The 13,809-nt window shown below is 42.7% G+C and carries 12 protein-coding genes; 4 read left to right on the forward strand and 8 right to left on the reverse strand.

The genetic code is table 11. The features are described 5' to 3' along the window. Positions 1 to 128 precede the first annotated feature (128 nt). Both eno and P0M11_RS05525 read left to right on the forward strand, forming a co-directional pair. Entirely contained in the window at positions 129 to 1,421 is a 1,293-nt protein-coding gene (gene eno / locus P0M11_RS05520; RefSeq protein WP_275624773.1) for a phosphopyruvate hydratase, read from the forward strand. An 80-nt stretch (positions 1,422 to 1,501) separates the two neighbouring features. After that, on the forward strand, positions 1,502 to 2,788 hold the full coding sequence (locus P0M11_RS05525) for a citrate synthase (RefSeq protein ID WP_275624774.1): 1,287 nt from the start codon (positions 1,502 to 1,504) through the stop codon (positions 2,786 to 2,788). 243 nt (positions 2,789 to 3,031) lie between these two features. On the opposite strand, the gene P0M11_RS05530 is transcribed toward P0M11_RS05525, so the two are convergent. After that, positions 3,032 to 3,394 carry a DUF2200 domain-containing protein gene (locus P0M11_RS05530; RefSeq protein ID WP_275624775.1) on the reverse strand — a complete coding sequence of 121 codons (363 nt, stop codon included), beginning with the start codon at positions 3,392 to 3,394 and terminating at the stop codon, positions 3,032 to 3,034. Between the two features lie 26 nt (positions 3,395 to 3,420). Next, positions 3,421 to 3,876, reverse strand: coding sequence for a hypothetical protein (locus P0M11_RS05535; RefSeq protein WP_275624776.1), 456 nt, complete (start codon positions 3,874 to 3,876; stop codon positions 3,421 to 3,423). Positions 3,877 to 3,963: 87 nt separating this feature from the next. On the opposite strand from P0M11_RS05535, the gene P0M11_RS05540 reads away from it, so the two are divergent. Next, positions 3,964 to 4,878 carry an arginine deiminase family protein gene (locus P0M11_RS05540; protein WP_275624777.1) on the forward strand — a complete coding sequence of 305 codons (915 nt, stop codon included), beginning with the start codon at positions 3,964 to 3,966 and terminating at the stop codon, positions 4,876 to 4,878. Between the two features lie 15 nt (positions 4,879 to 4,893). On the opposite strand, the gene P0M11_RS05545 is transcribed toward P0M11_RS05540, so the two are convergent. After that, positions 4,894 to 5,565, reverse strand: a complete 672-nt coding sequence (locus P0M11_RS05545) for a copper homeostasis protein CutC (RefSeq protein WP_275624778.1) — start codon at positions 5,563 to 5,565, stop codon at positions 4,894 to 4,896. Positions 5,566 to 5,732: 167 nt separating this feature from the next. Here P0M11_RS05545 and P0M11_RS05550 point away from each other — a divergent pair, with 167 nt between their 5' ends. Beyond that, a complete protein-coding gene (locus tag P0M11_RS05550) occupies positions 5,733 to 6,656 on the forward strand; it encodes an arginine deiminase-related protein (RefSeq protein WP_275624779.1) in 924 nt (307 codons plus the stop codon). A gap of 68 nt (positions 6,657 to 6,724) precedes the next feature. On the opposite strand, the gene P0M11_RS05555 is transcribed toward P0M11_RS05550, so the two are convergent. The 5 genes from P0M11_RS05555 to P0M11_RS05575 form a co-directional block, all read right to left on the reverse strand. Further along, positions 6,725 to 8,920: a TonB-dependent receptor gene (locus tag P0M11_RS05555; protein ID WP_275624780.1), complete on the reverse strand. Its 2,196-nt coding sequence runs from the start codon at positions 8,918 to 8,920 to the stop codon at positions 6,725 to 6,727. A 266-nt stretch (positions 8,921 to 9,186) separates the two neighbouring features. Next, positions 9,187 to 9,525 (reverse strand): DUF3817 domain-containing protein, encoded by a 339-nt coding sequence (locus tag P0M11_RS05560; RefSeq protein ID WP_275624781.1) that lies wholly within the window; start codon positions 9,523 to 9,525, stop codon positions 9,187 to 9,189. A gap of 32 nt (positions 9,526 to 9,557) precedes the next feature. Continuing rightward, complete coding sequence (nadD, locus tag P0M11_RS05565) at positions 9,558 to 10,142, reverse strand: nicotinate (nicotinamide) nucleotide adenylyltransferase (RefSeq protein ID WP_275624782.1); 585 nt, start codon at positions 10,140 to 10,142, stop codon at positions 9,558 to 9,560. After that, the gene (recJ, locus tag P0M11_RS05570) at positions 10,139 to 11,899 is read right to left on the reverse strand and encodes a single-stranded-DNA-specific exonuclease RecJ (RefSeq protein WP_275624783.1); all 1,761 of its coding nucleotides are present in this window, start codon (positions 11,897 to 11,899) and stop codon (positions 10,139 to 10,141) included. Before recJ ends, nadD begins: the two co-directional genes overlap by 4 nt. A gap of 204 nt (positions 11,900 to 12,103) precedes the next feature. Continuing rightward, the gene (locus tag P0M11_RS05575) at positions 12,104 to 13,726 is read right to left on the reverse strand and encodes an ATP-binding cassette domain-containing protein (protein ID WP_275624784.1); all 1,623 of its coding nucleotides are present in this window, start codon (positions 13,724 to 13,726) and stop codon (positions 12,104 to 12,106) included. Positions 13,727 to 13,809 lie beyond the last annotated feature (83 nt).

Here is a 13,809-nt window from a genome sequence, read left to right on the forward strand (position 1 = left end):
ACTTAAAATATGTGAATAGCTTCGGAAAGCGCCGATTAATTGCAGAAATATCCTCTGCAAACCGCTCAAATTATTTAAATTTGTGAACCTTAATAAGGCCGATACTAAAATCCATTAAACACATAAAAATGAGTTACATTTCGTACATTGAAGCAAGACAGATTCTTGATTCCCGCGGTAATCCGACAATTGAAGTAGATGTTTTCACCGAAAGCGGAGCCATGGGCCGCGCAGCCGTTCCTTCGGGTGCCTCCACAGGCGAGCATGAAGCTGTTGAACTGCGTGACGGTGGCTCAGATTATTTAGGAAAAGGTGTTTTGAAGGCTGTTGAAAATGTGCGTGAAGTAATCGCACCGGAGCTTGTAGGCATGCCTGTGTACGACCAAAATCTTATCGACCGGATTATGATTGATCTGGACGGCACCAATAACAAAGGAAGTCTGGGTGCTAATGCTATCCTTGGTGTTTCGCTTGCGGCAGCCAAAGCAGCAGCAACAGAACTGCGCCTTCCTCTGTACCGTTACGTGGGTGGTGTTAATGCCAATACACTTCCGGTACCGATGATGAATGTAATTAACGGAGGATCGCACTCCGATGCTCCAATTGCGTTCCAGGAATTTATGGTGATGCCGGTAAAGGCAGACTCATTCTCCCATGCATTAAGAAAAGGTACGGAAATATTCCACAGCCTGAAATCTATCCTTCACGGGCGTGGACTTTCCACAGCTGTGGGCGACGAAGGTGGTTTTGCACCAACATTCAGCGGAACTGAAGATGCACTGGATACCTTGCTTCAGGCTATTGAAAAAGCAGGCTACAAACCCGGAGACGATGTAATGATTGCTCTGGACTGTGCCGCGTCCGAATTTTATAAGGACGGAACCTACGACTACAGAAAATTCCAGACTCAGGACTCTGCGCAGTTCAGCAGAAGTGAGCAGGTTTCATATCTTGCGGAACTGGCTTCCAAATATCCAATTATTTCCATCGAAGACGGTATGCATGAGGATGACTGGGAAGGTTGGAAAATGCTGACCGAAAAAATCGGTGACCGCGTACAGCTTGTGGGCGACGATTTATTCGTGACCAATGTGGAAAGACTTTCACGCGGAATCAACGAAGGTATCGCAAACTCAATCCTTGTTAAAGTGAACCAGATCGGTTCCCTGTCCGAAACCATGGCCGCGGTACAGATGGCTCAGCATAACCGTTATACAAGCGTAATGTCCCACCGTTCCGGTGAGACGGAAGATTACACCATCGCTGATCTTGCAGTAGCTATGAACTGTGGTCAGATCAAGACAGGCTCAGCTTCAAGGTCAGACAGAATGTCCAAGTACAACCAGCTTCTTAGAATTGAGGAGGCTTTGGGTGAAACAGCTGTCTTCCCGGGTCTGGATGCCTTCAAGGTAAAAAGATAATAGACAAAATTAATTAAGAATGGCTTAATCGATTTGCCGTTTACTATCAATATTCATAAATTAGTAAAAAATTATAAATAATGTCAGATAACAAAGTTGTACTGAACTATGATGGGAAATCATTTGAATATCCTATTGTAGAGAGCACCGTAGGTGACAGAGGAATTGATATTTCAAAACTGAGAGACGAAACTGGTTTAATCACGCTGGACTTAGGGTATAAAAATACTGGTGCCACTTTAAGTGACATCACCTATCTGGATGGTGACAAAGGTGAACTTTATTACAGAGGTTACCCCATTGAGCAGATTGCCGAAAAATCCAATTTCACAGAGGTGATGTATTTGCTGCTTCACGGCGAACTTCCGACCTCAGAGCAATTTGGCAAATTTGAAAACGGAATTAAAAAATACAATTTCGTAGCTGACGAAATGAAGAAAATCCTGGATGTATTTCCACGCTCAGCACACCCTATGGGAGTTCTTTCTTCGTTAACATCTGCACTTACAGCCTTCAACCCGAAAGCTGTGAATGTAAATTCCAAAGAAGAGATGGATGAAGCAGCAAAGATGCTTTTGGCTAAATTCTCTCATCTTTGTGCGTGGACTTACCGTAAAAAATTAGGTCTTTCTATCAATCACGGCGATAACAACCTGAACTATGTAGAGAACTTCTACAAAATGTGTTTCCGTCGACCGAACATGGATTTCGAATTGGATCCTGTTGTGGTAGGAGCTTTGGATAAATTATTAATCCTTCACGCAGACCATGAGCAAAACTGTTCCACTTCTACGGTAAGAATGGTAGGTTCTGCCCATACAGGTCTTTTCGCTTCAGTTTCAGCAGGTATTTCTGCACTATGGGGCCCGCTTCACGGTGGTGCTAACCAGGCAGTGATTGAAATGCTTGAAATGATTGAGCAGGATGGTGGTGATGTGGCTAAATATGTTGAAAAAGCGAAAAACAAGGACGATAACTTCCGCTTGATGGGCTTCGGACACAGAGTTTACAAAAGTTTCGATCCGCGCGCAACAATTATCAAGAAAGCCGCAGACGATATCCTGAACTCTCTGGGTATTGATGACAAAGCTTTGGACATCGCCATGCAGCTTGAAAGAGTAGCACTGGAAGATGAGTATTTCGTAAGCCGTAAACTGTACCCGAATGTAGATTTCTACTCCGGAATCATCTACAGGGCTTTAGGTATTCCAACCGAAATGTTTACTGTAATGTTTGCATTGGGCAGACTACCGGGATGGATTTCCCAGTGGAAAGAGATGCGTTTGCATAACGACCCGATCGGAAGACCAAGACAGGTTTACCAGGGCGCTCAAAAACGCGATTACGTAGATATGAACGCGAGATAGTTTACAAAATATTGGATATTATAGTTATTCCTCCCGTTATTGGGAGGAATTTTTGTTAAAAGGAAAATTTTTCCTTACATACATGCGATACGACCTTTAAGGAGTACCCGCCTTCAGTCCTACCGAGACCGACATCAGTCCCACATTCTGCGTGGTCATTGCTTTTGTAAATAAAAAATGCCGTACCCAATCCTATAAACAGGATTAAAACAATCAGGGCAGGAACTAATCTTTTGTTTAAGGTCATTTTCTTAATATTTTCTCAAGTGTTTTTCCTTTGGCAAGTTCATCAACCAACTTATCCAGGTACCGCACTTTTCTGGTTAGCGGATTTTCAATCTCCTGAATTTTGTAACCGCAAATACTACCTGTAATCAACTCGGCCTTGGGATTTAGATTAGCCGACTCAAAAAAATCAGCGAAAGTGGTTTTACTGTTGATGTGTTGTCGCAAAATAGTTTCATCATAGCCTGTAAGCCACTCAATTACCTGATGTAACTCGCTACTGCTTCTCCCTTTCTTTTCAACTTTGGTAACATAGTGTGGATATACTGAAGCAAAGCTCATTTGGGCTATGCGGTCGTCATGATGTGAAGTACTTTTCATCTTCAGATTATTAAATTTTATAAAACTCAGGGAGAAGAGCCGTCAAGGTCTGCAATGTTTGCCATGATTAAAATGGCGGATTTTAGTTTTACATCCTGATCTAACTCCCCGTGTAGAGGCAACATTGTTAGTTCTATGCCAAAAAGTTTTTGTTTAAGAAGCAATTTTGCTTTGGGCTGTCCGTTTATCAGCAACTCGCCGTAATTTCCACGGAAAATATAGTTGCGGTTGTTTGTTATAAAATATTGGTCATCACCGGATACTGCTTTGTTCCGGCTTACTAACTCATAGGGGTAATCCAGGCCGTTCACTACTTTTGAGACCTTGTCGGTAGTGCCATTGATGTGGAAGCTCATTGTCTGTGTCTCCGCAAGATAAATCTTTACATCGCAATTCCCAAACCATCCAAACTTTCTCTCGGCTTTAAGCATCAGTGGTCCTTCTGTAACAATTTCTTCAAAAATCCGGGATTTAAAAATCATAAATACGATGTTAAGATGGACAGCTAAAAGTACATATTATTTTTTGTTTGGATAGTGATTGCCTATATTTGTATCAAGCTACATTTTATGAAGTTAAACATCAATAACGAAACAGGTCTGTTAAAATCGGTAGTGTTGGGTATGCCACATTCTATGGGTCCTGCCCATACGCTGGAGGAAAGTTACGATGCCAAATCTTATCACAGTCTCTATAATAATATTTACCCTAAGGAGGAGGCTATTGTTCATGAAATGACAGAATTTGAAAAAGTTCTGAAAAAATATGATGTAGAAGTTTTCCGCCCGCACATCATTGAAAATTATAATCAGGTCTTTGCGCGCGATGTAGCTTTTGTGATAGAGGATAAGATGATTATTTCCAACATTATTCCTGAGCGGTACAATGAACAGGATGCCTACCGCAAAATTTTTGCACGGGTAGGTTGGAAAAAAATCATAAATCTGCCGGATACCGCTCACGTGGAAGGGGGTGATGTTATTGTATGGAATGATTTTCTTTTTGTAGGCACCTGCTTTTCTGAAGATTACAGGAATTTCAAGACTGCGCGGACCAATGAATATGCCATTGAGATTCTGAAGGAATACTTCCCGAAAAAAAGGGTGATAGACCTGGAGCTTAAGAAGAATGACACCGATCCTTTCTCGGGAATTCTGCATCTGGACTGCACTTTCAATCCGGTTGGAACAGATAAGTGCATTATTTATAAAGACGGTTTTGTGGATGAAAGTGATTACCGTTTACTGCTTGATATTTTTGGGGAAGAAAACTGCTTTGAAGTTACCAAACAGGAAATGTTTGAAATGAATCCAAACATATTCTCCATATCACCGGAAATTGTTGTTTCAGATTCTTCCTTTGCCCGGCTTAACAATCATCTGCGTAACGAGTGGGGTATGACTGTGGAAGAAATTCCTTACCGTGAAATTTCTAAAATGGGTGGTTTACTGCGCTGCTCTACCTTACCGTTGGTACGCGAATAAACAACAGAGTTTAAATTAATGGTCCGGCCGGATTACCATCTGCAGTTTGCGGATTTCCTCTTCATTGGCAAAACTTTCGTATTGGGGTATGGCTGAGGAGTGAAAATGCCGGCCGCCCGTGACTTCTTTCAGTTCGGCGATATTTCCTGAGCGTACACCGCCACCTACCAAAATGTCAAGTCTGTGGGAGTAAGAGGTAATTAAATCCCTTAGAGGTTCCCGTCCTTCCCATGCTGTAGCTTTTCCGCCGGAAGTAAGCACTGCACGGAATCCAAGCCTTATTAAACTCCTTACGCCAGTCTCTAGATCTAGGGTACGGTCTATGGCCCGGTGAAAGGTGCAGGGCAACGGCCCTGCAAGCTCAATCAGGAGGCTGTTCCGGTCCATGTCAACAGTATTACCGTGCCCTAAAATCCCAAAAACAAATCCGTCGGCACCGGCATGTTTAAATTCAAGTAAACTCCTGCGCATTTCCCGAAACTCAGTATCAGAGTACATAAATCCGCCACCCACAGGCCGTATCATTACGTATATCGGCTTTCTGTATACCGATTTTAAATAGCGGAACTCTTCAATATCCGGTGTAAGTCCGCCAAGATGCTGGTCCGAGCAGAACTCAATTCGGTCGGCTACCGACCGCAGCGCTGTCTCGGCGGAGGTTATTTCAAAGCAGGCAATTTCAAGCATCTTGATTTTGTATTTGTGTTATGTAAATATAGGATAAACGGAAATTTTACATGCGTCCTGCTGCCAATTCATTTTTTTTAATTATTAATGGTGCAAATCCTTGGGTATTGCACCTCCCCAATACCTATTGAAATATTGACTATTTTTGTCATAAAATTTAATAAAAGATGCAAACTACAGATACGGTACTGATGATTGAACCGGTGGCCTTTGGTTATAATGCGCAAACTGCCGAAAACAATTATTTTCAGGTCAATGTTCAGAATGATGATACGCAGAAGAAAGCGTTGGCCGAATTTAATGCCTTCGCAGCTATACTTGAAGAAAAGGGTGTGAATGTGGTGAAGGTGCAGGATACACCTGAGCCGCATACGCCCGATTCAATATTTCCTAACAACTGGGTGAGTTTTCACCGTGACGGAAAGGTAATTCTGTATCCTATGTTTGCACCAAACCGCAGGGTAGAACGCAGACAGGACGTGCTGAAAGCGGTAGAGAATCAAGGTTTCAGAATAGACCGTGTGGTGGATGTGAGTCATTTTGAGGAGGAAGGGAAATACCTGGAAGGAACTGGAAGCATGATCTTTGACCATACCCATAAGATTGCTTATGGTTCTGTCTCACTTAGGCTGGACGAAGGGCTGTTCCGTAAATTCTGTGCAGAGAACGGTTACGAGCCTGTTGTATTTCACAGCTATCAGAATGCCGGAGAGGAAAGGCTGCCCATCTATCACACCAATGTGATGATGTGTGTGGCAGACCGTTTCGTGGTCATTTGTCTGGACTGTATTGATAATGAAATTGAACGTGAAAAGGTTCAGGAAGTAATTAAATCTACAGGCAAGGAACTTATTGAGATCTCCGAGGAGCAGCTGCAGAATTTCGCCGGCAATATGCTTCAGGTTCATAATTCTGAGGGAAAGACCTTTCTCGTAATGAGTCAAACTGCCTTTAATTCCCTTTCAGCTGAACAGGTCAGCAGGATCGAAAAATATTCCGAAATTATTTTTGCGGACCTGAATACGATTGAGGTCAACGGCGGTGGCAGTGCCCGGTGCATGCTGGCCGAGGTTTTTCTGCCCAAAGCGTAAACAACTTGTTGTGCCATGAATAAAATCCACCGTTCCGCGGTGGATTTTTTTATGTATAAGTATAGTCCTTATCTGGTTCTGGATTTGGCATCCTTACTGGCATCTTCTATTTTTCGAAGTCCTTTCACCTTTTTGTTACCAAAATTATAGGTAACGGAAAACTGGACGCCGCGGTTAAACTGGTCATTGGTTACAAAGTTATAATTTCCGTTGCCCTGGGTATCATCCACTTTTACTACGTTGGTTCTTAAAAGGTCCGTGGCTTCCAGGTTGAATGTCCAGTCGTTCCAGATTTTCTTTATGCTGACATCCAGCGAAGACAGAGGTTTTAGGGTGCCGATGTTCAGAATCTGTGCGCCCACGTACCAGTAGTTGACACCCAGATACCAGTCTTTTTTATGTGAAAGCCGAATGGTATTGTTGGTCTGGATAAGAAGAGAATTTGTGTGGGTGTTGATGGAAAATGGGGAAAACTGGTCTCCCGTAATTGGGTCATGATCCAGAAATGCATCTACACGGTTTATCTGTAATCCTATATTGGTGTTAGTGGTGAATATACTTCCGAAGAAGGATTTCTGAGTACCCACTGTGGCCGAGAACTCCACTTTATCTCCGTAATTGGTGCGGATGTAGCGCAGTTCATCACCCTTTTGAAGGGGGATCTGGGAAAAATCATCCCTGGTTAAACTGTGACTCACCACAAAGAAATAGGATTGTTTCAGCATGTAAGTAAAATTGTGGTTATATACTTCCGAAGCCTTTACAAACGGATTATTCTGAATATAGTTTGTAGGTGTAAGGTAAACACGCACCGGATTCAGCTCCCAGAATGAGGGTCTGCGAATCCTGCTGGAAAAGGAGTACGAAACATTGTTTTGGTCATTAATGTCATAACTGAAACTGGCAAAAGGCAGAGGATTGCTGTAGTCTCTCTTTATATTGACATCAGAATTCAGTATCTCGCCGAAGGAATGAGTGTTCTCCCATCTTACTCCAAGTTTTCCGGAAAATTTCTCACCAATTTTCTTTTCAGCGGATAGGTAAGCACCGCTGATCTGTTCGCGGTACAGGAAATGGTTAGATTGGTTCTCATCTTTTATATAGTTGCCTGTAAGCGGATTCAGTTGTTCAAAATAGGTATCGTTGTCTGTTTCAGTCTTGCTGAAGTTTCCTCCTGCCGCCAGGGTAAGTTCATTTTTAAACTTATGCAGGTAATCTGCTGTGGCAGCATAGTTATCAATGATCTGCGGCGCGCGCTGCCTGAACATATTTGTCAGGTCCAGAGTTTCCCTTAAGGTATTGCTTTCAAAGGTCGAGTTGGTGTTGTGCTGGAATCTCTTATAGTTCAGGTAAGCAACATTCAGATTAAGTTTGCTTCCCAGTGAATCGGTTTTTAATTCATAGTTCAGATTAAGTGAATTGTTATAAGAGCGTGAATTTTCATTATTGATTGTTTTGTTGTAGTTGATACCCGCCGGAGTAGTGATTGAATTAAAGAGTTCACCCCTCGAGTCATAGCTTCTGTTAGCCCATGAATTCCAGCTTAGCGCAATATTCTGGCGGTCGGTGAGGGCATAGTCCATATTCAGGTAACCGCCCAGGTTGAGGTTAGGGTCCGAAACCGGTCCTTCCGATGTATTTTGGTAGCCTGCCGTGCCGTTTTGAAGTTTGTAGTACTGTCTTCTTTGCCAGTTGGAACCGTTGATATTGGTAGATATACCAAGTTTATCCTTTCGGAAGTTCAGAGATACTGCACTGGATTGCTGGTTGTAATAATCCTGATGGTTGGTTACCCTGAAGTTACCGTTCATTCCGTCATCGAGTTTTTTCTTAAGTACGATGTTAATTACTGCCTCAGACGATTCCACATTATATTCACTTCCGGGTACAGTGATGACTTCAATTTTGCTGATGTTTTCTGCCGGGGTGTTTTTCAGAAGTTCCACCACTGCTTCCGCATTCATATTGGTGCGGCGGCCATTCATGAAAATCACAGCATTTGATTTTCCCAGGACTTTTACCGTCTTGTCGTCAGTGCTGGATACCATGGGGGTTGCTTTCAGGATGCCGAATGCCGTATTCCCTTTGGCTACAGGTGATCTCGCAACATCGTACACGAAACGGTCGGACTCCTTTTTGAAGTTTTTCTTGATAAGGGCGACTTCTGCAATTTCTTTTGTGGCTACAGTGTCATTCTGATGCATGTCCTGTGAATAAGAAAATGACAGTGCAAGCAGGGAAATGAAGGTAATTTGTTTTTTCATGGTTATTGTTTTTGTTGTAATCTTTGGCCCGTGGCCTGAAATCTCTATTTACCAAATAAGTATATAGTACTTATAGATTGTTACTAATTTTCCTTGCAAAGATATAATTAAAATGCAGTAATATGCAATACAAAGTACCTAATCACTTTTATTGATAGTTATAATTAACGGTATGTCAAAGGTTTGCGGAATTAAATTAAGTTAGAAATAACAAAAAAATGAGCAGAAAAATCCACCCATCTTCATATACCAGAAAAAATAGAGCATTATTCCCGCTCCATTTTTGCCAGTCTTTTATCAATCCATACGGTTGCAAAGGGAAAGAATGCGGCGAGAAGAGCAAACACGGTGTCCTCATCATCCCATTTATAGATTCGGCGGGCAGATGCCAAAAGTAAGAGGTAAAGTGTAAAAAACAGCCCGTGAATATTTCCTACGACAATGATATAGATGGTCGGCAGCAGTCCCTCACGGTCATAGCGGATCCAGATCATAGCTGAAAAAAGGAAAAGCCAGGACACCGCTTCCAGAAGGCATACCTTCCGGAACCAACCGGTAATCTTTTCGTCGGAATATTTTGCAAAAAACTTATTGATGAAATTCATATTTTATTGTAACCCTGTTTACAGGTCAGTTTTTACTTATAAAAAGCACTTCCGTCCAGGTACTCAAAAACTTCAGGAGGAAGCATGGGCCGCACATTTTTACCGGCTTTTATCATCTGACGTATTTCAGTGGCTGAAAGTTCAATTACAGGCGCGTTCACAAATGCTATATTTTCATGCTGAATATATTCGTGGTCCTTCTTTTCACCTTCAAATGTCCGTGGGTACACAATAATCTGATGATTTTTGATCAGCATCTCAGAATTTTTCCATTTTGCCAGACCTTCCAGATTATCCTCACCCATTATCAGCGCAAAGGAATAGTCCGGATATTTTTCATGCAGATACGTTAATGTATCAATGGTATAGCTGGGTTGCGGCATGGAGAATTCCACATTGGAGGCACGCATCTTGGGATAGTTCTTAATGGCAAGCTGTACCATGTCCAGGCGGTTATGGTCTTTGAGCAGTGATTTTTTTTCTTTAAAAGGATTTTGAGGGCTCACCACAAACCAAAGTTCCTCCATATCCGAATTTTCCAGGATATAGTTGGCCAAAATCAGATGTCCGATGTGTATCGGATTGAAACTCCCGAAAAAAAGACCTACTTTCTTCATGAAATATTTTCCGTAGGTGAGTTTATCAGTCCGGGAGTTTCTTCGGAAGCGATAAATTTTACATCGCGGATATTCAGGAAATAGGTCACATTGCCTTTCCAGTGATTTTCTTCGGCCGTAAATGCGATATCAAAACGCTTGTTTCGGAACTCGTCCGCATACTTGCCCAGTTTAAAACCTACACATTCAATGTTCCGGCCTGTAGATTCTTGGCGGATGTAGAACTTCAGATGGCATTCATCCTTTCCCATCGTCTTTACAAAACCTGATATTTTCTGGTTTTTAAGTACCAGCACCGGTTTCATATTATTAGGTCCAAAAGGTGCCAGCTTACGGTGGAAGTTGAAGAAATCCTTATTCAGTTCATCCACATCTACCACAGAATCGATAGTGATACTTGGTTCCTTTTGATGATCTTTTATTTTTTCAGATACAATTTTCTCAAACTTCTCACGGAACAGATCAAACTTGTCTTTCTCCATTGAAAGTCCTGCCGCAGCAGGATGTCCGCCAAATTTCAGGAAAAGGTCTGAACAGTTTTCCAATGCATCATGCACGTCAAAATCAGCCACGGTTCGTGCGGAGGCTACCATTTCGCCATTGTTTCCGTCGGTAAAGACAAGTGTCGGCTTATAATAGGTTTCTGTAAGCCTGGAAGCTACAATTCCGATGACTCCTTTATTCCAGCCCGCTCCGTAAACAATTGTAGTATAATTCTGCACCTGCCCGGACTCTTCAACCTGAAGAAGTGCCTCGGTGGTACTGCTCATATCCATCTCACGGCGGCTGTCATTGAGGGTGATGATGTCATTGACGATCTGGTGTGCCTGCTTCAGATTGTCAGAAACCATCAATTCGACCGCTGCTTTTCCGTGCGAAATGCGGCCTGCGGCATTAATTTTCGGTGCAATTTCAAATACGATATTGGAGATCTCGAAAGTTGCCAGTTTATCAGCGGGGATCAGCAACCTTAAACCTAAGTTGCGGGTTTTCCTCAGTACTTTCAGTCCCTGCTTGGCCAGCACTCTGTTTTCGCCTGTCATGGAAACTATATCCGCAGCAATTGAAATGGCCAATAGGTCGGTCAGTTCAAAAAGTTCAGCGTAGGGGATTTTATAAATGCTGTTCAGTCCCTGGCAAAGTTTAAAACCGACGCCACATCCGGAAAGTTCCTTAAAGGGATAACGGCAGTCTGCTCTTTTTGGATCCAACACGGCAACTGCCTCCGGAATCTGCTCTCCGGGCAGGTGATGGTCGCAGATGATGAAATCTATTCCCAAACCTTTTGCGTATTCAACCTTATCAATAGCCTTTATACCGCAGTCCAAAGCAATGATGAGGGTATAACCGTTCTCTTTGGCGAAGTCTATTCCTTCTTTGGAAACGCCATAGCCTTCAGAATTTCGGTCGGGAATGTAAAATTCCAGATATTTCTTGTCTACAATCTTGCTGAGGTAAAGGTACATGAGCGCAACAGCAGTAGTTCCGTCCACGTCATAGTCGCCGTAAACAAGTATTTTCTCGCCGTTCTCAATAGCAGTCGCTATGCGGTCCACGGCAAGCTGCATATCCTTCATGAGGAACGGATTATGAATATCGTTGAGGTTGGGCTTGAAGAATTCCCGTGCTTTCTGGTAGTTGTCAATTCCTCTGAGAACCAGTATTTTGGATTCAAAAGTTCCAAAACCCAGAGACGAACTTATGCCGTCTACGATATCTTCATCCGGTTCGGGTTTGTAAATCCATTTTTGACTCATAGTTCAACAAAAATACGAAAAAAAATATGGGAAGACATAGGGCGTGAACTCACCGTAACATAAAAGTATCCGTCACTAAAACCGCAGGTGGGTTAAGCATTTTCAAAAGATACATTTAATTACAGGCAGGCTTCAAGATCAAAAAAAAGGCTGTTTTCACAAAATGTGAAACAGCCTCTTTTAAGATGCAGGGTAAATTATTTCTTAAGAATACATCTGCTGCTGAAGTTCCTTTACTTTCTTATCAGCCAGGTATTCGTCGTAACTCATTTCGCGGTCTATGATTCCTTTTGGCGTAAGCTCAATAATTCTGTTACAGACCGTCTGAAGCATTTCGTGGTCATGGGAAGCGAGGAGGAGCGTTCCCTTGAAGTTGGTGAGCGAGTTGTTCAGCGTGGTGATACTCTCCAGGTCCAGGTGGTTGGTAGGTTCATCCAACAGCAGTACATTGGCACGCTGAAGCATCATTCTGGAGAACATGCAGCGCATTTTTTCACCTCCCGATAGTACGGTACAGGATTTCAGTGCCTCATCTCCGGAGAATAGCATTTTACCCAGGAAGCCGCGCATATATTCTTCATGTCTTTCCTCATCGTTCTTTGTGAACTGACGCAGCCAGTCTACAAGATTGATGTTTTCCTGAAAAAACGAGGTATTGTCAAGCGGCATATAAGACTGAGTAGTTGTAATTCCCCAGTTAAAGGTTCCTTTGTCAGCCTCTGAATTACCGCCCAGGATTTCAAAGAATTCTGTGATCGCCAGGCTGTTTTTGGAAAGAACAGCTACCTTGTCATTCTTCTTAAGGTTCAGGTTGATGTCCGAGAACAGAAGTTCGCCGTCTTTTGTTTTCTCCAGGCCTTTAATTTCGAGGATTTGGTCTCCCGCCTCGCGTTCCGTATCAAAAATAATAGCCGGGTATCTTCTGGAGGTCGGTTTTATCTCATCAATATTTAGTTTGTCAATCATTTTCTTACGTGCGGTGGCCTGTTTTGCCTTTGCAACGTTGGATGAAAAACGCGCGATGAAGTCCTGAAGTTCTTTCTTTTTCTCCTCCGCTTTTTTATTGGCCTGCTGGCGTTGCCGGGTAGCTAGCTGTGACGCCTGATACCAGAATGAATAGTTACCGGTATATAAGTTCAGTTTGGAGTAGTCCAAATCGGCAATGTGCGTACAAACGCTGTCCAGGAAGTGACGGTCGTGAGATACTACAATTACAGTGTTTTCATAATCGGCCAGGAAATCTTCGAGCCACGAAATGGTTTCAATATCCAGGTCATTTGTAGGTTCATCCAGAATAAGCACATCCGGGCTTCCGAAAAGTGCCTGGGCCAGCAAAACTTTTACTTTATTCTGATTTTCCAGCTCACCCATAAGCTGGTAATGCATATCATCTTTAATGCCTACGTTGGAAAGCATGGTCATTGCGTCGGATTCTGAATTCCAGCCGCCCATCTCGTCATAAATTACGCCCAGTTCACCGGCTTTAATCCCGTCTGCATCAGAGAAGTCCTCCTTTGCATACAGCGCATCCATTTCCTCCTTTATTTCAAAAAGCTTCTTGTTTCCTCTCAGTACTGTTTCCAGCACGGTATAGTTATCATATGCAAAGTGATCCTGCTCCAAAACAGACATTCTTTTGCCGGGCTCCAGCGATACGTTGCCGGTTGTTGGGTCCTGTTTGCCGGTCAGGATTTTCAGAAAGGTGGATTTTCCGGCGCCGTTTGCTCCAATAATACCGTAGCAATTCCCTTTGGTAAACATGATATTCACATCATCAAAAAGAACTCTTTTCCCGAATTGCAAGGATAGGTTAGATACTGTTAACATATAGTTTTGTAAATTTGGTGCAAAAATACGAAAAGATTTTCACTATTACAGTGCCTTTGCGGCCGTCTTAGGGGCAGTGAGTG

This window comes from Kaistella sp. PBT33-4, assembly GCF_029194425.1.
GTDB lineage: Bacteria > Bacteroidota > Bacteroidia > Flavobacteriales > Weeksellaceae > Marnyiella.

What these genes read in the sequence shown, in the direction of transcription:
- eno (WP_275624773.1), top strand. Translation starts at nt 129, where the DNA reads ATGAGTTACATTTCGTACATTGAAGCAAGACAGATTCTTGATTCCCGC.
- P0M11_RS05525 (WP_275624774.1), top strand. Translation starts at nt 1,502, where the DNA reads ATGTCAGATAACAAAGTTGTACTGAACTATGATGGGAAATCATTTGAA.
- P0M11_RS05530 (WP_275624775.1), bottom strand. Translation starts at nt 3,394, where the DNA reads ATGAAAAGTACTTCACATCATGACGACCGCATAGCCCAAATGAGCTTT.
- P0M11_RS05535 (WP_275624776.1), bottom strand. Translation starts at nt 3,876, where the DNA reads ATGATTTTTAAATCCCGGATTTTTGAAGAAATTGTTACAGAAGGACCA.
- P0M11_RS05540 (WP_275624777.1), top strand. Translation starts at nt 3,964, where the DNA reads ATGAAGTTAAACATCAATAACGAAACAGGTCTGTTAAAATCGGTAGTG.
- P0M11_RS05545 (WP_275624778.1), bottom strand. Translation starts at nt 5,565, where the DNA reads ATGCTTGAAATTGCCTGCTTTGAAATAACCTCCGCCGAGACAGCGCTG.
- P0M11_RS05550 (WP_275624779.1), top strand. Translation starts at nt 5,733, where the DNA reads ATGCAAACTACAGATACGGTACTGATGATTGAACCGGTGGCCTTTGGT.
- P0M11_RS05555 (WP_275624780.1), bottom strand. Translation starts at nt 8,920, where the DNA reads ATGAAAAAACAAATTACCTTCATTTCCCTGCTTGCACTGTCATTTTCT.
- P0M11_RS05560 (WP_275624781.1), bottom strand. Translation starts at nt 9,525, where the DNA reads ATGAATTTCATCAATAAGTTTTTTGCAAAATATTCCGACGAAAAGATT.
- nadD (WP_275624782.1), bottom strand. Translation starts at nt 10,142, where the DNA reads ATGAAGAAAGTAGGTCTTTTTTTCGGGAGTTTCAATCCGATACACATC.
- recJ (WP_275624783.1), bottom strand. Translation starts at nt 11,899, where the DNA reads ATGAGTCAAAAATGGATTTACAAACCCGAACCGGATGAAGATATCGTA.
- P0M11_RS05575 (WP_275624784.1), bottom strand. Translation starts at nt 13,726, where the DNA reads ATGTTAACAGTATCTAACCTATCCTTGCAATTCGGGAAAAGAGTTCTT.